The sequence below is a fragment of the Labrys sp. ALF-8 genome, from assembly GCF_059699065.1.
This window is the reverse complement of the sequence record NZ_AP048538.1, coordinates 25586-41146: the sequence shown is the minus strand read 5'-3', so window position 1 is coordinate 41146 and position 15561 is coordinate 25586. Positions and strand designations below refer to the sequence as shown.

The following is a 15561-nucleotide window of genomic DNA, read 5'->3' as shown; positions in this document are numbered from 1 at the left end:
ACGCCAAACACGGAGTGCCGTCTACGACCGCCATCCTTTCCTCTCGCAGGCGGTACCGTGCGGGAAATTGCGATCGGAGAGCGCCGTTCCCGCAACCCGCAAAGCCAGGGCAGCGCCCAAGGGCGAGGCCGCGCTCCGCCAGCTACGATGCGAGCTTGCTCAGCACCCAATGCGCATAGCTCGAGGCCAGCCAGTCATAGCGTCGCGATGTGGGCATGGGGACTTCCGGCATGGCGTCCACCGATGCGGTGGAGGCAAAGAGCGGAAAGCTCTTCAGAGCACCGCCCGAAGCCGAGAGCAGCGTAATCCGCCCGTCCAGCGTGTCGACGCTGTCGAAGCTGACCAGCCCGCCGTCGGAGTCAGTCGGAAAGCTGATATCGGTCAATTGCACCACGAGCGTCGCACCGCCCTTGGCGCCCGGCTGGTAACGCGAACCGAGCTGCCGGATCAGATTGCGCTGGACATAGGCCGGCATCGTCTCCAGCCAGAGATTGCCGCCCCCGCTGACGCGTACCGCCTTGATGACCGGCAGTCTCGACACGTCGACATAGGCGGTGGCGCAACCCGCGAGCATCAGGCTGGCGCCGAATGCGAGAAAGGCCCTGCGCCCGATAACACCAGATGTCATGACACCTTCCTCCTCAGACCGTCCACCTTCTATAGAAGGTACCATCGCGGCGAGCGAGGCAATTCCGAGTGACGGCAACGCGGCGGTTCTCAACATAGGAAACGCCGCATCCCGATCAGAATGCGGCGTTCATGCGTCCTGGAACGGAACCCGGTGAGCGGTCAGTTCCAAGCGACGTTGGCGATCTCATAGGCCTTGGGCCCCTTGGGGGTATTCACCTCTACGGAGACGCCCATCTTCTTACCGACCAGCGCACGCGCCAGCGGCGAGCCGATGGAGATCTTGCCGGAACGGACGTCCGCTTCGCTCTCGCCCACGATCTGGTAGGTCTTCTCTTCCTCGGTATCCTCATCGATCAGCGTGACGCGCGCGCCGAACTTGACGGTATCCCCGGACAGTTTGCTGACGTCGATCACCTCGGCGCGCGACAGCATATCCTCGAGCTCGGCGACCCGGCCTTCATTATGGCCCTGGGCCTCCTTGGCCGCGTGGTATTCGGCGTTCTCGGAAAGGTCGCCATGGGAACGCGCTTCGGAAATCGCCGCGATGATCCGCGGCCGCTCGATCTGCTGGCGTTCCCTCAATTCTGCCTCGAGCGCGGCGTAACCCGCCGGCGTCATCGGGATCTTGTCCATTGCTTCGTCTTCTCTTCAAAACGCAAAAGACACGCGCGCGCCGGACCAGAATCCTGCGCGACACACGCATCTTATTGCAAAGTTGTAGCGCCCTCCCCGGCCGGGGCGGGCGCTATCTTCAGAAATAGGACTGCAGGGGCTTAACTTCCAGATCGCCGCCCATATAGGCCTTGATACCCTGTGCAGCCGCTACGGCTCCAGAGAGAGTGGTGTAATATGGGACTTTATGCAAGAGGGCGGCGCGACGCAGGGAACGCGAGTCCTGCAGGGCCTGCGCTCCTTCGGTGGTGTTGAACACCAACTGGACCCCGCCATTCTTGATGGCGTCGACGATATGGGGCCGCCCCTCCAGAACCTTGTTGATACGCGTCGCTGCGACGCCATGCTCGGCCAGGAAGCGCTGGGTGCCGTCGGTCGCGATGATGTTGAAGCCGAGAGCGGCGAGCTGCCGGATCGAATCCAGCACGCGCGGCTTGTCGCTCTCCTTCATCGAGACAAAGACCGAACCGCCGGTCGGGACGGTCACGCCCGCACCGAGCTGGCTCTTGGCGAAGGCCACGGCATAGTCGCGGTCGAGGCCGATCACCTCGCCCGTCGAGCGCATTTCCGGGCCCAGGACCGTGTCGACTCCAGGGAAACGGGCGAAGGGATGCACCGCTTCCTTCACCGCGATATGGTCGAACTTCTTCTGGGCCAGGTTGAAGGAGGCGAGGCTCTCCCCAGCCATGATGCGCGCAGCGATCTTGGCGATCGGCACGCCGATCACCTTGGCGACGAAGGGCACCGTGCGCGAGGCGCGCGGATTGACCTCCAGCACATAGATCTCGCCGTCCTTGATGGCATACTGCACATTCATCAGGCCGCCGACATCGAGGGCGAGCGCCATGGCCCGGGACTGGCGTTCCAGTTCCGCGAGGATCTCCGGGCTCAGCGAGCGCGGCGGAAGCGAGCAGGCCGAGTCGCCCGAATGGATGCCGGCCTCCTCGATATGCTCCATGATGCCGGCGACGAAGACATCCTTGCCGTCGGCGAGGCAATCGACATCGACCTCGATCGCGTCCGAGAGATAGCGGTCGAACAGCAGCGGGTTCTTGCCGAGCAGCGTGTTGATCTGACCGGTCTTGTCGTTGGGATAGCGCAGCTTGACCTCCGGCGGCACCATCTGCGGCAGAGTGCCGAGCAGATAGTCGTCGAATGTCACCTCGTCGCGGATGATCGCCATGGCGCGCCCGCCCAGCACGTAGGAAGGGCGAACCACCAGGGGCAGGCCGAGATCGCCGACCACGAGCCGCGCCTGCTCCACCGAATAGGCGATGCCGTTCTTGGGCTGGCGCAGGCCGAGCTTGTCGAGCAGGCGCTTGAAGCGGTCGCGGTCCTCGGCGAGATCGATCGCATCCGGCGTCGTGCCCAGGATGGGAATGCCGGCCTCCTCCAGCGCTGCGGCAAGCTTCAGCGGCGTCTGGCCGCCGAACTGCACGATCACCCCGTGCAGCGTGCCGCTCGACTCCTCGACCCTCAGGATCTCCAGCACGTCCTCCGCGGTGAGCGGCTCGAAATAGAGCCGGTCCGAGGTGTCGTAGTCCGTGGACACCGTCTCGGGATTGCAGTTGATCATGATGGTTTCATAGCCGGCGTCCGACAGGGCGAAGCAGGCGTGGCAGCAGCAATAGTCGAACTCGATGCCCTGGCCGATCCGGTTCGGGCCGCCGCCCAGGATGACCACCTTCTTGCGGTCCGAAGGATGCGCCTCGTCGGAAAGCGTACCGGCGAAGGGCGGCGCATAGCTCGAATACATATAGGCTGTGGGAGAGGCGAATTCGGCGGCGCAAGTATCGATGCGCTTGAACACCGGATGCACTTCGAGTTCCGTGCGAAGTTTCTTGACCGTTCCTTCCGAAACACCCGCAAGCGCATCGAGGCGGCGGTCCGAAAAGCCCATCGCCTTGAGGGCGCGCAGTGCGCCGGGCGTCTTGGGAAGGCCGATCGCCTTGATCTTCTGCTCGGTCTCGACGATGCCGCGGATCTGCGCCAGGAACCACGGGTCGATCCGGCACGCACCGTGGATCTCGGCATCCGAAAGCCCGAGACGCATGGCCTGCGCCACGTTCAGCAGCCGGTCGGGCGTGGGTGTGCCGAGGGCGGCACGGATGGCGTTCTTGTCGTCTCCCTTGCCCAGGCCCTCGATCTCGATCTCGTCGAGGCCGTTGAGACCGGTCTCCAGCGAACGAAGCGCCTTCTGGAGGCTCTCCTGGAAGGTCCGGCCGATGGCCATCGCCTCACCCACCGACTTCATCGCGGTGGAGAGGATCGGCTCAGCCCCCGGGAACTTCTCGAAGGCGAAGCGCGGCACCTTGGTGACCACGTAGTCGATGGTCGGTTCGAAGGAAGCGGGGGTGGCGCCACCCGTGATGTCGTTCTCGATCTCGTCGAGCGTATAGCCGACGGCGAGCTTGGCCGCGACCTTGGCGATCGGAAAGCCCGTCGCCTTGGAGGCCAGCGCCGAGGAGCGCGACACACGCGGGTTCATCTCGATGACGACGAGGCGGCCATCGGCGGGGTTTACGGCAAACTGCACGTTCGAGCCGCCGGTCTCCACCCCGATCTCGCGCAGCACCGCGATCGAGGCGTTGCGCATGATCTGGTATTCCTTGTCCGTCAGCGTCAACGCCGGCGCGACGGTAATGGAATCGCCGGTATGCACGCCCATCGGGTCGATGTTCTCGATGGAGCACACGATGATGGCATTGTCCGCCTTGTCGCGGACGACCTCCATCTCGAACTCCTTCCAGCCGAGCACGCTCTCCTCCACCAGAACCTGCGTGGTGGGTGAGGCATCGAGCCCCCGCTCGATGATGTCGATAAACTCGGCCTTGTTGTAGGCGATGCCGCCGCCTGTCCCGCCAAGCGTGAAGGAAGGACGGATGATGGCGGGCAGGCCGATAAAATCGAGGGCTTCCAGCGCCTCCCCGAGGGTCTGGGCAAGGCGCGAGCGAGGGGTCTCCAGACCGATCTTCGCCATCGCCTCGCGGAAGCGTTCGCGGTCTTCGGCCTTGTCGATGGCGTCGGCGTCGGCACCGATCATCTCCACGCCGAACTTGTCGAGCACGCCCATCTCGGCGAGTTTCAGCGCCGTGTTGAGGGCAGTCTGGCCGCCCATGGTGGGCAGCAGTGCGTCGGGCCGTTCCTTTTCTATGATCTTGGCCACCACTTCCGGCGTGATCGGCTCGACATAGGTCGCATCGGCGAGTTCCGGATCCGTCATGATGGTGGCCGGATTCGAATTGACCAGGACGACGCGATAGCCCTCCTCGCGCAGGGCCTTGACGGCCTGCGTGCCTGAATAGTCGAATTCGCAGGCTTGGCCGATGACGATCGGACCGGCACCTATGATCAGGATAGAGGAGATATCGTTGCGTTTTGGCATTGCTCGTCCGAATTAGGGCATGAAAAAGCCGCGGAGGGGACTCCACGGCACCGGGCGGATCGAGCGGTTCGACTAAACCATTTTGACGTGGGGGGAAAGGGGCGCGGCGCGTTTCTGCCATGAAATCGGTGCGGGCCTTGCCGAGTTTCCGCGCATAGCCACATAGATCCCTCGCATGAAACCGATTCTTGCCTTGCTAGCTGCAGTCTTCGCGCTGGCCGCCTGTCAGACCCCTTCGCAATCCAGCCAGGCCGCATAGGCGGACCCGCCGAGCCCGGTCGGAATCACCGGACGCCTGCTGGAAAGCGGCCGCCTGCTCCCACAGGCACGCCTGCATGTCGTCTCCGCCAACCGCCCGGAGCGTACCATCACGGCCACCACCGATGCGAGCGGACGCTTTCATCTCAGCCCCGACGATACCGGGCCGGCTTCCCCGGGCGGCGACATACTGCGTATCGAAGTAACGGGCCGGGACTATCGCGCGACCGGCGAGGTATCCCCCGCCTCGCTGGAGGTTACCTGCGACCTGGGCGCCTCAACAGGGGGCAGCGAGATCCAGATGAACCCGGCGACTGAATCGAGACGGATGAAATGCTGGTGAACGGCAGGTTCCTCACGCCATTGCATTGCGAGGATCGTGGGGCGAGGTCCCGCTGACGGGAACGCCGGCATGGCCGGCGCGCGCCTCCGCGAGGGCGAAGCGCCGAAAGGCCGCCACCTTGGGCAAAGCCAGTGCACCGGGCGGATAGACCAGGTAGTAGCCATAACTGAGCGTGACCTGACGGTCGAACAGGGCCACGAGCCGCCCCTGGGCGAGAAGCGCCTCGACGACGCTGCCAACGGCCAGCCCCACGCCCTGCCCCGCCAGCACCATCTCGATCAGCACGTTCTCGTCATCGAACAGCGGGCCGTATTGCCCAAGGGCCGGATCGAGACCGGCGACGATCAGCCATTCACGCCAGTCGCCGCGATTGCCATCATGGACAAGCGTCGCATGTGCAAGATCGGAAGGAGTCGACAGGCCGAGCCGCCTGACATAGTCGGGGGAAGCCACCGGCATCGTCACGGAGGAGCCCAGCAGTTCCGAAGTCAATCCCGGCCACTTGCCGAGACCGCCACGAATGGCGAGGTCGAGCCCTTCGGCAGCGAGGTCGAGCGTCGCTTCCGTATGGCGTACGGAAATCTCGATCTCCGGATTCAGTTCGGCAAAACGCGGCAGGCGCGGCGCAAGCCATCGCGCGCCAAAGGAGGCCGTGGTGGTGATTGCGAGCATGGCCTGCGAGCGCCTCACGCCGGCGACCGCCCGCTCGATCTGCTCGAAGGCGGCGACGGCGACCGGCAGCAGGTGCTGGCCCGACACCGTAAGGCTGAGACTGCGCGTGGTGCGCTGGAAGAGCGGAACTCCAAGCTGCTCCTCGAGCACCCGGATCTGATGGGAAACCGCCGCCTGCGTCACGTTCAGGATCTCCGCCGCCCTTGTGAAGCTCAACGTCTGGCCGGCGACGGCAAACACCCGCAAGGCAGGCAGGGATGGCATCGCGTCCATGCAACACTCACAAGAGTTTCTTATTAATACGAGAGCATATGCAAGATCATCTCGTTTGTCGAGGCAGCCTGTCTTCGGCAAAATGTCAACGACATCATGACAGGGGCTGCCGACGAGAAGGAGATGAGAACCATGATAAATTCTTATCTGATGGCAGGATTGACGCGAGGACTGAGCCTGGGCCTGGAGCGAAAGTGGACGGACAATCCGGAGCGGCCTCTCGCCGATTTACGAAGAGACGATGCCGCCTCGCAGCAGGACCGGCTATCAGGGGGCGTGCAGCAACCTCTCCGGCGATTGCCGGTATGCCGAATGGAGCAGCGCCGGCTTGCCCTGCGTTAACCGACGGACGCGCCCCGCCGCCGTCATGGTGCGGGGCGTCGTAAATCTGACGCCCAAATGCTGCATGTGCTAACAGACTTCAGGTGCCTGAAACCGGGAGGCCAGCAGCATGAGCGCAGGGCGTGTCGCGAACGGAGTCGGATCAAGAGGGCTCTTCGATTTCAACCCCATGACGGCCTTCTGGCCGACGGGGTGGAACACCACGGACAAGCAAGGGGAGCGCTCTGGCACGGCGGCGGATCTCCTTGTCGACTGTGCGGACTACCTCACGGACGCGGCACAGCGCGGTATCCTCTTTCTCGACGTCCTGCGCCAGCGCGGCAACCAGGCGATCGTCACTCAGGCGCGCGAAGCGCCCAACGTGCTCAGTTTCGATGCCGAAGTGATTCTCGATGGACGAGATTTGCCGAAGGCGGTCAACTACGCACTGCTGCGTATCGTGCCGCCGGACGGCATGACGGTCGATCCGGCCAAGCGTCCCTTCATCGTTTTCGATCCCCGCGCCGGACACGGCCCCGGCATCGCCGGCATGAAGCAGGATAGCGAGATCGGGGAGGCGATGCAGGCCGGCCATCCCTGCTATTTCGTGGGCTTCCTGCCGGTACCCGTGCCTGGGCAGACGATCGAGGATATCTGTACGGCTGAGGCCGCCTTCGTCCGCAAGGTCACCGAACTCCATCCCGAGGCGCCCGGTGCACCGGCGCTCATCGCCAATTGCCAGGCGGGCTGGCAGGTCATGATCATGGCGGCTCTTCATCCTGAGCTGCCCGGGCCGATTCTGATCGCCGGCGCTCCCCTCTCCTACTGGGCCGGAAACCGTGGCAAGGCGCCGCTGCGCTATCTCGGCGGCCTTCTCGGCGGGACCTGGCTCACCGCCCTGTCCGGCGACGTCGGCGCGGGGATCTTCGATGGCGCGAATCTCGTCGCCAATTTCGAGAGCATGAATCCGGCCAATACCTATTTCCGCAAGAACTACAATGTGTTCGACAATGTCGACAGTGAAGCGCCCCGCTTTCTCGGTTTCGAGGCCTGGTGGGGTAATCCCGTGCTGCTCAACGCGGAAGAGATGCAGTGGATCGCCGATAATCTCTTCGTCGGCAACAAGCTGACATCCGGCGGCATCGTGACCTCGGACGACGTGCGGGTGGACCTGCGCAATATCCGTTCGCCCATCGTTGTATTCTGCTCCTGGGGAGATGACATCACCCCACCGGCCCAGGCGCTGGCCTGGATCACGGACATGTATGAACACGAGAAGGACATCGTCGCTGCGGGGCAGACCATCGTCTATTGCGTGCATGAGACCATCGGCCATCTCGGCATCTTCGTTTCCGGCAAGGTCGCCAGCCGGGAACATGGCGAGTTCGCCAGTTGCATGGAGATGATCGACCTGATGCCGCCGGGTCTCTACGAGGCCGTGATTGAGGAAGTCGACGATGCGACCGCGCATCCCGAACTCATCCATGGCAAATATCTCTTTCGCCTGGAGGTGCGCACGCTCGATCACATACGGGCCTTCGGCGACAATCCGCCGGAGGATGACAGGCGCTTCGCGACGGTGGCGAGGGTGTCGGAGATCAACAACGGGCTCTACCGCACCTTCCTGCAACCGGCGGTGCGCGCCTCGGTCACCGGCCCCTTCGCGGACGCGCTTCGCCGGATGAACGCCCATCGCCTGCGCTATGCTGCCTTTTCAGACATGAATCCCCTCGTCGAGGCGGTCAAGCCCTTCGCGCAAGCGGTACACGAGAACCGCCGCCCGGTTCGTGAGGACAATCCGTTCCGGCGTCTCGAACATTCCGCCGCCGAGATCATCGAGGCTTCCTGGAAGAACTACGGCGCGATGCTCGACACCTGGAAGGAAGCAGCCTTCCTCACGGTCTATGGTTCCCGTGCGCTCCAGGCTGCGGTGGGCATGCCCGAAAGCGACACCGACGTTACCCCGCGCCTCGCCCGCAGCGTCATCCGCGAGACCGTTGCGGCCAAGGCCGAACTGGACCTGCGCAGCAAGCTTTCCCGGGGCGGCCCGGTCGAGGCGCTGCTTCGCTCGGTCAACTATATCCACCGGGCCGATCGCATGGTTGACGAGCGGGCCTTCGCAGCGCTCGCGCGCTACCAGGACGAGATTGCGCGCGAGGGCATCAGTTTCGAGCGCTTCAAGGAGATCCTGCACGACCAGGCCCTGATCGTCGGCCTCGACGCGGAGGCGGCGCTCGAGACATTGCCTCGCCTGCTGCCGGAGGATGTGGAGGAACGCCGCAAGCTTCTCGACACCGTTCGCCGGGTGGCCGATGCCGTCGGCACGCTCTCGTCCGCCACGGCCGAAAGGCTGGCGCGCATAGAGGCGATCTTCGATATTCCGCTCTTTCCCGCCGCGCCGCCGCCCAACGAGGAGCAGCACCCATCTGCAGATTCCATGGCCGAGCCGGCCGGCGAACCCGCTCCACCGGAGGCACCGCCTGCCCCGGAGCAGCCCTTGATCCAGGATTCCACGGCCCAGGCGGCCGGTGAACCCGCTCCAACCGAAGTGCCTGCCCAGGACAAGCCGGCTGCGACGAAGCCTGCTGCCGCGGCGAGCGCCTCCATCAGGACTTCGGCGCGCCCCTCGACGGCCAGGCCGAAGCGCACCCCAAGCCGCAAAGGGAAGGAAGACCATGGCGCTGAGTAAGACCTATGAGGATCTCCTGGTCGGCGACGAGGCTTCGATCTCACGGCTGCTGACACCGGACGATCTCTACGTCTTCGCCCATGCCAGCGGCAATCTGAACCCGGTGCACATGCCATCGGAAGATGGCGCGGAATGGGATGAGAAGACCCCTGTTCCCTCCATGCTGCTGGGCTCGATGTTCTCGGCGGTGCTCGGCAACATCCTGCCGGGGCCCGGCACGCTCTATCATTCCCAGGACCTGAACTTCCTCGGGCGTGCCCGTGTCGGCGACACCGTGACGGTATCGCTCGCCGTCATCGAAAAGAACGGTGACAACAAGGTATCGTTTCGTACACGCATCCTACGCGGTGAGGAGATGCTGGTCGACGGAGTCGCCATCGTTCACCCACCCAGGGTCGGCCGGGAGATCGGACATGCCATCCTGCCGGCATTGACCATCGCCCGCCATCGGCATGTGGCGCGTCTTCTCGATGCCTGCGAGAACCTGCCGCCAACCCCAACGGCGATCGTGGCGCCCGAGGACGAAAGTTCCCTGCGCGGCCCTGTCGAAGCGGCAAAGGCCAACCTCATCCGCCCGCTGCTGATCGGAGATGCGGCAAGGATCCATGCTGTCGCCGCGGAGCACGGCATCGATCTCGGCGGCATCGAGATCGAGGACCTGGCCAGCCACGACGCCGCAGCGGCCCGCGCCGTGGAGATGGTGCATCAAGGCCGGGCCAAGGCCGTGATGAAGGGGTTGCTCCACACCGACGAATTGCTGCGCCATGTCGTCAAGTCGCAGGGCGGATTGCGGACGGGCCGGCGCATCAGCCATGTCTTCGTGATGGACGTGCCCTATCTCGATGATCTGGTACTGGTGACGGATGCCGCGATCAACATCGCTCCCACCCTCGAGGACAAGGTGGACATCACCCAGAACGCCATCGACCTTGCGATCGCGCTGGGTATCGTCCAGCCCAAGGTCGGCGTGCTTTCGGCGGTCGAGACCGTCAACCTGAAGATCCAGTCGTCGATGGACGCCGCCATCCTCGCCAAGATGGCCGATCGCGGCCAGATAAGGGGAGGTCTCGTCGACGGGCCCCTGGCCATGGACAATGCCATCAGCCTCTCTGCGGCCAAGACCAAGGGCCTGGTTTCCCTGGTCGCAGGCCGGGCGGATGTCCTCGTCGTGCCCAATCTGGAAGCCGGCAATATCCTCGCAAAGGACCTGACCTTCGCCGCACAAGCCGAGGGCGCGGGAATCGTGCTTGGCGCCAAGGTGCCCGTGCTGCTCACCAGCCGCGCCGACGATGCCGCCGCGCGCCTGTTCTCGTGCGTTACCGCCGTGCTCTACGAGGCCTGGCTGCGAACCGGTACCAGTGTGGTGCCGCCAGCGCGCAACTGATACCATCATTCGCCGGAGACGTTCTCATGGCGCATGTCATCACATTGAATGCCGGGTCCTCGTCGATCAAGTTCGCCCTGTTCGGCGTTAACGGCGAAGAGCCGCGCCCCTTGGCCGTCGGGATCGCCGAGATGGTCGGCGACTCACGCCGCATCAAAGTGCGCGACGGCGACGGCAAGGTCACGCATGAGAAAGGCTGGGAAAGCCTCCGGCCGTTCCACGTCGATGCCCTCCAGCGCATCCTCGCGTGGCGCCAGGCGGCCTTGCCGGATATCAGGATCGTGGCAGCCGGTCACCGGGTCGTCCATGGCGGGCTGCGCTACAACGCGCCCACGGTGGTGAACGAAGAGGTCCTGAACTACCTCACCTCGCTCGTTCCGCTTGCGCCGCTTCACGAGCCCCATAACATCGCCGGCATCGAGGCAGCGCGGACGGCGTGGCCGGACATTCCGCAGATCGCCTGCTTCGACACCGCCTTCCACCGCGCGCATCCTTATGTGAACGATACCTTTGCCCTGCCGCGTTACCTCTATGACGAAGGCGTACGGCGCTACGGCTTCCACGGCCTCTCCTACGAATATGTATCGGGTCGCCTGGCCGAGATCGCCCCCCTGCACGCAGCCGGACGTGTCGTGGTGGCACATCTGGGAAACGGCGCCTCGATGTGTGCCATCCGTGATGGACGGTCGGTCGCAAGTTCCATGGGTTTCACTGCGCTCGACGGCTTGCCCATGGGCACGCGCAGCGGCCAGCTCGATCCAGGCGTGGTGCTGTATCTGATGCAGGCCAAGGGCATGAGCGCCGACGAGATCGCCGAAATGCTCTACAAGGAGTCCGGTCTCAAGGGACTCTCCGGCCTCTCGCACGACATGCGAGAGCTCGAAGCCGCCGACACGCGCGAAGCACGCCAGGCCATCGAGTACTTCGTCTTCAGGATACGGCGCGAGCTTGGCGGCCTTGCCGCCGTGCTGGAAGGGCTCGACGCCATCGTCTTTTGTGGCGGCATCGGCGAAAATGCCTGGCAGGTGCGTGAATTCGTGCTGGAAGGCATGGCCTGGCTCGGTGTTGAACTCGACCGCGTCGCCAACCGAGCCGGCCATCAGGTCGTCTCCTCCGAGCGCTCGCGAGTGCGCGTCTTCATCATTCCCACCAATGAGGAAGCGATGATCGCGCGCCATACCGTGTCGGCACTCCAGCGCGAAAGGGTCGCATGACATGGGATCATGCGGCGACTTGAGCAAGATGGCCCCGGGGCGGGGCATCGTGCGGTGAACCCAAGCGTGGGCGCCGCCATCCCCGGCGGGCTGAAGACCCAGGACGAGGATTCCGGGGTCAAGCAGCTGACTTGAGGGACTTGGCGGCTTACGCCGCTAGCCGCGGCAAGCGGCGCGGTATCCGGAATGACCGTATGAGACCGCCGCCCTCAAGGTTTCACCGCTTTCGCGTCTGCGTCCTTCGAATAGATGCGGATATAGTCGATCTGCATGTCGTAATGTCCGCTGGCGGGCATGGCGATCGGCCAGCCCCCGCCCATGGCCAGGTTGAACATCCAGAAGAACTTGTCGGTGGTCTGCGGCCGAAGCAGCTTCATCCGATGCACTTCCTCGCCATCGAAATAGCAGATCACCTCGTCGTCGCCGACCAGAAAGCCATAGGTATGGAAGGCCGCCGACATGTCGGGCAACCCATGCTTGACACCCGCCGAATAGGATTTGTCGCCCCAGTTGTGAACGGTGGAGCGCATCACCGTCATGTCGTTGCCATAGGCCTCGATGCCGTCGACCTCCAGGGTGCCCTCCGGATCACCGCCGGCCTGCTGCGACTTCATGTTGATGGCCCAGTTTGCCGGCCATACCCCGGAACCCGTGGGAAATTTCTCGCGCACCTCGACATAGCCGCGCCGGAACACCGCGCTGGGCGGACGGCCGTTCGAAAAGGCCGTGGAGATCATGCCGGAATACCATTTGCGGTTCCAGCCATTGGGATCGACGAAGTCGGGCTTGTAGATGGCGCGGATGGTCAGGACGCCGTCCTTCACGGTGTAGACCTGGTTGAACATCTCCCGTTCCCGCGGGTCCACCGTGACGAAATAGCTGTCCGAGCCCCATTGGCCGCCATTGGGCTGGGTGCCGGCCTGCCATTTCGTCAGGTCCAGCTTGTCGCCGTTGAACTCGTCGTCGAGGATGAGCTTGTATCCCGTAAGGTCCGGGCCGGCCGCCGCGGCCAGAGCCGGCACGGCAAGGAGACAGGCAGTCGTCAGCGTCAGAGCGAGGCGCCGGGCCGCGAGTGTCATGGTCATTTCCTTTCAGGCCGCCGAAGGGCAGCGACATCGACAGGCAAGTCGATTCATCCGTAGGAGGCCGCAGCGTCGGCCTGACGGCGTCGATCGTTTCAGGAAAACTGCCAAAGGCCTTCGCGGGGGGCAACGCCCACTTTATGACGAGCCCTGGCCATTAGGTTGACACCCCTTCGGGATCCGCCATCATTATGCATGATGGTGCGTTCCGAAAATTTCAACCTAAGGTCGCAAAACCGTCACTTCATGACGCGCTGGAACAGCGAATCCGTTGCCGCCCTGCTGCTCCGCCGAACGAGACGGGCGCCCTCAGCGACAGGCTTTCCAGCGCCCCATGTCCATATGGAAATGGTCCTCGTGATAACCATCGGAGCCGGGTCCCAGCACGACCTGGAATACGTCACAGGTTACCCCGTGCACGTCCCGCAGAAAGGCGGCATTGGCGCCTTTCCCGTAGAAATCCTTCTTGACGGTGATTTCCTTGCCGCTCGCGGTGATGTAGCCGGCGATATCGATGGCATTGCCATGGCCATGCTCGGACAGCTTGGCGCCGCGCTTGCGGTTCATGCCTCGGCAGTCATAGGAAGCGGCGATCTTGATCGACACCACGCTCTCGCCAAGCTCTTTCTTGGCGGCCGCCTGCATCCCGGCTTCCCATCGCACCAGGCCGCCGACCATGGCGCTGTCGACGATCGCGGCCGGTTCCAGCGTCGTGCGGCTGTTGGGGCCGAGCGCCATGAGGCGATAAGGCTGCGGCACGCTGCAGGCCCCCTTGGCGATCGCCGCCTCCGGCGTCATGCGCGCCAGGTTGTTGATGGCCATGCCGGCGCCCGGAAAGGCACCGAGCATGGCGACTTTGGTTTCGGGTTGGGGCGGGTTTGCACCAGGATTGAGATTCATCCGGTCGTCGATGCCGCCTGGCCGGCGAACCGGCAGGGGCACGAAGGCATGGGTCAGCGTGCCGGGTGGGATCGCGGCGCCAGGCCGGGAATCCGGCTGCACCTCAACGGGTGCCTGCGCCTGTCCGGCCGGCGGAACATCCTGCTGGGCCGCCGCTTGCGGGAGATGGATCGCACTGTCCGGCCGCTCCGGGGGCAGTGGCGTCTCGGCATATGCCGCTACCGTCTGAGGCACCTCGGGGCGCTCAGGGGGCGTCGGGACGCCGCGCGTGATGATGTCCGGCAGGTCCTCGAGGCCAACCGAGGCCCTGATCGCCTTCATCAGCTTCGGCTTGGGCGCAAAGGGCTTCAGCGGCTTGGCAGTGGCGGCATCGAAGCTCTTCTGGAAATAATCCGGGAGGGAAACCAGGGACGGGTCGGCCGACTGGGCCGCGGCACTACCGCAAAACAACGCCAGAAGAAGCCAAGCGACGCCACCTCGCATCCACACTCCTCCGGTTGCGGTCAGGCGTTGTGTTGCGCAACTGCGGCAACACCATGGCGAGATGCCATATTCTCGACAAACCTCTTAAAGAGGTAGTGACTATCCTGTGGACCGGGCGAAGCCTCGGGATGATGCTGGACTGAAAAGACCGGCCGCCCCGACAGGGCGATGCCGCAATTCGAGCCATCGAACAGCGAGGCATGCGTCTCGACTACGCCTTCGGGCAGGCTGTCTCGATCGAGCGCGAAGCCATGGTTCATGGACACGATCTCCACCTTGTCGGTGGTGAAGTCCTTTACGGGATGATTGGCGCCGTGATGCCCCTGCTTCATCTTCCGCGTGCGGGCACCGAGCGCCAGGCCGAGCATCTGGTGGCCGAGACAGATGCCGAAGATCGGAACGTCCCTGTCGAGCAGCGTCCTGATCACCGGCACGGCGTATTCGCCGGTAGCCGCAGGATCTCCCGGGCCGTTGGACAGGAAGACCCCGTCGGGCTTGAGGGCCAGGATGTCATCGGCGGATGTCGTCGCAGGCACGACCGTCACGGCACAGCCGGCGGCGGCCAGCAATCGCAGGATGTTGCGCTTGATGCCGTAATCCACGGCGACGACGCGATATGCCGGGTCCTGCAGATGGCCATAGCCCTTCGACCATTCCCACACAGTCTGGTCCCAGTCGAAGCGCTGCGCGGTGGTGACGGGCGGTACGAGGTCGAGCCCGTCCATGGACGGCAGACCGGCGGCCTCCCGCTTGAGGGCCTCCACGTCGAAATTGCCGTCCGGATCGAAGGCAAGCACGGCGTTGGGCATGCCCCCTTCACGGATGCGCGCCGTGAGCGCACGGGTGTCGATCCCCGCGATGCCGGCAATGTTGCGGGCCTTGAGCCAGGCGTCGAGATGGCGGCTGGCGCGGTAGTTGGCAGGCTCGGTGATCGGCGCATGCAGGACCACGCCGCGCACGCCCGAACTGGACGCCAAGTTCACGGTCTCGATGTCCTCGTCATTGACGCCGACATTGCCGATGTGGGGGAAGGTGAAGGTGATGATCTGGCCGGCGTAGGACGGATCCGTGAGGATCTCCTCATAGCCCGTCATCGCCGTGTTGAAGCACAGTTCGCCCGACGCCTTGGTGGTGGCGCCGAGGCCCTGGCCTTCGATCACCGTACCGTCGGAGAGAACGAGAAGGGCGGTCGCCTTGGGTTCTGCCCAGCCGTTTTGCCAGCCATTTTCCATGCTATCGACCCTCATCCTTGCTT

10 protein-coding genes are annotated in these 15561 nt (G+C 64.2%); 3 read left to right on the top strand and 7 right to left on the bottom strand.

The annotated features are described in order from the left end of the window. Positions 1-142 precede the first annotated feature (142 nt). The 4 genes from AC6H34_RS19885 to AC6H34_RS19870 form a co-directional block, all read right to left on the bottom strand. A complete protein-coding gene (locus tag AC6H34_RS19885) occupies positions 143-628 on the bottom strand; it encodes a hypothetical protein (RefSeq protein WP_448146769.1) in 486 nt (161 codons plus the stop codon). A gap of 161 nt (positions 629-789) precedes the next feature. Beyond that, positions 790-1263: a transcription elongation factor GreA gene (gene greA, locus AC6H34_RS19880; protein WP_448146768.1), complete on the bottom strand. Its 474-nt coding sequence runs from the start codon at positions 1261-1263 to the stop codon at positions 790-792. A gap of 118 nt (positions 1264-1381) precedes the next feature. Then, positions 1382-4687: a carbamoyl-phosphate synthase large subunit gene (gene carB / locus AC6H34_RS19875; RefSeq protein ID WP_497539950.1), complete on the bottom strand. Its 3306-nt coding sequence runs from the start codon at positions 4685-4687 to the stop codon at positions 1382-1384. 613 nt (positions 4688-5300) lie between these two features. Beyond that, positions 5301-6233, bottom strand: a complete 933-nt coding sequence (locus AC6H34_RS19870; protein WP_497539949.1) for a LysR substrate-binding domain-containing protein — start codon at positions 6231-6233, stop codon at positions 5301-5303. A 451-nt stretch (positions 6234-6684) separates the two neighbouring features. Between AC6H34_RS19870 and AC6H34_RS19865 the strand changes: the two genes are divergently transcribed. The 3 genes from AC6H34_RS19865 to AC6H34_RS19855 are packed head-to-tail and all read left to right on the top strand — an operon-like array spanning position 6685 to position 11841. Further along, the gene (locus AC6H34_RS19865) at positions 6685-9243 is read left to right on the top strand and encodes a DUF3141 domain-containing protein (protein WP_497539948.1); all 2559 of its coding nucleotides are present in this window, start codon (positions 6685-6687) and stop codon (positions 9241-9243) included. After that, positions 9230-10627, top strand: coding sequence for a bifunctional enoyl-CoA hydratase/phosphate acetyltransferase (locus AC6H34_RS19860; RefSeq protein ID WP_497539947.1), 1398 nt, complete (start codon positions 9230-9232; stop codon positions 10625-10627). Before AC6H34_RS19865 ends, AC6H34_RS19860 begins: the two co-directional genes overlap by 14 nt. Before the next feature lie 26 nt (positions 10628-10653). Next, positions 10654-11841 carry an acetate/propionate family kinase gene (locus AC6H34_RS19855; RefSeq protein ID WP_448146762.1) on the top strand — a complete coding sequence of 396 codons (1188 nt, stop codon included), beginning with the start codon at positions 10654-10656 and terminating at the stop codon, positions 11839-11841. Between the two features lie 209 nt (positions 11842-12050). Here the strand turns inward: AC6H34_RS19855 and AC6H34_RS19850 are convergent, their stop codons facing one another. The 3 genes from AC6H34_RS19850 to carA all read right to left on the bottom strand — a co-directional run bounded on the left by AC6H34_RS19850 (position 12051) and on the right by carA (position 15538). Beyond that, entirely contained in the window at positions 12051-12920 is an 870-nt protein-coding gene (locus AC6H34_RS19850) for a glycoside hydrolase family 16 protein (protein WP_448146761.1), read from the bottom strand. 312 nt (positions 12921-13232) lie between these two features. Next, positions 13233-14306, bottom strand: a complete 1074-nt coding sequence (locus AC6H34_RS19845) for an extensin-like domain-containing protein (RefSeq protein ID WP_448146760.1) — start codon at positions 14304-14306, stop codon at positions 13233-13235. 20 nt (positions 14307-14326) lie between these two features. Beyond that, positions 14327-15538, bottom strand: a complete 1212-nt coding sequence (carA, locus tag AC6H34_RS19840; RefSeq protein ID WP_497539946.1) for a glutamine-hydrolyzing carbamoyl-phosphate synthase small subunit — start codon at positions 15536-15538, stop codon at positions 14327-14329. Positions 15539-15561: the final 23 nt, after the last annotated feature.

What these genes read in the sequence shown, in the direction of transcription:
- AC6H34_RS19885 (WP_448146769.1), bottom strand. Translation starts at nt 628, where the DNA reads ATGACATCTGGTGTTATCGGGCGCAGGGCCTTTCTCGCATTCGGCGCC.
- greA (WP_448146768.1), bottom strand. Translation starts at nt 1,263, where the DNA reads ATGGACAAGATCCCGATGACGCCGGCGGGTTACGCCGCGCTCGAGGCA.
- carB (WP_497539950.1), bottom strand. Translation starts at nt 4,687, where the DNA reads ATGCCAAAACGCAACGATATCTCCTCTATCCTGATCATAGGTGCCGGT.
- AC6H34_RS19870 (WP_497539949.1), bottom strand. Translation starts at nt 6,233, where the DNA reads ATGGACGCGATGCCATCCCTGCCTGCCTTGCGGGTGTTTGCCGTCGCC.
- AC6H34_RS19865 (WP_497539948.1), top strand. Translation starts at nt 6,685, where the DNA reads ATGAGCGCAGGGCGTGTCGCGAACGGAGTCGGATCAAGAGGGCTCTTC.
- AC6H34_RS19860 (WP_497539947.1), top strand. Translation starts at nt 9,230, where the DNA reads ATGGCGCTGAGTAAGACCTATGAGGATCTCCTGGTCGGCGACGAGGCT.
- AC6H34_RS19855 (WP_448146762.1), top strand. Translation starts at nt 10,654, where the DNA reads ATGGCGCATGTCATCACATTGAATGCCGGGTCCTCGTCGATCAAGTTC.
- AC6H34_RS19850 (WP_448146761.1), bottom strand. Translation starts at nt 12,920, where the DNA reads ATGACACTCGCGGCCCGGCGCCTCGCTCTGACGCTGACGACTGCCTGT.
- AC6H34_RS19845 (WP_448146760.1), bottom strand. Translation starts at nt 14,306, where the DNA reads ATGCGAGGTGGCGTCGCTTGGCTTCTTCTGGCGTTGTTTTGCGGTAGT.
- carA (WP_497539946.1), bottom strand. Translation starts at nt 15,538, where the DNA reads ATGGAAAATGGCTGGCAAAACGGCTGGGCAGAACCCAAGGCGACCGCC.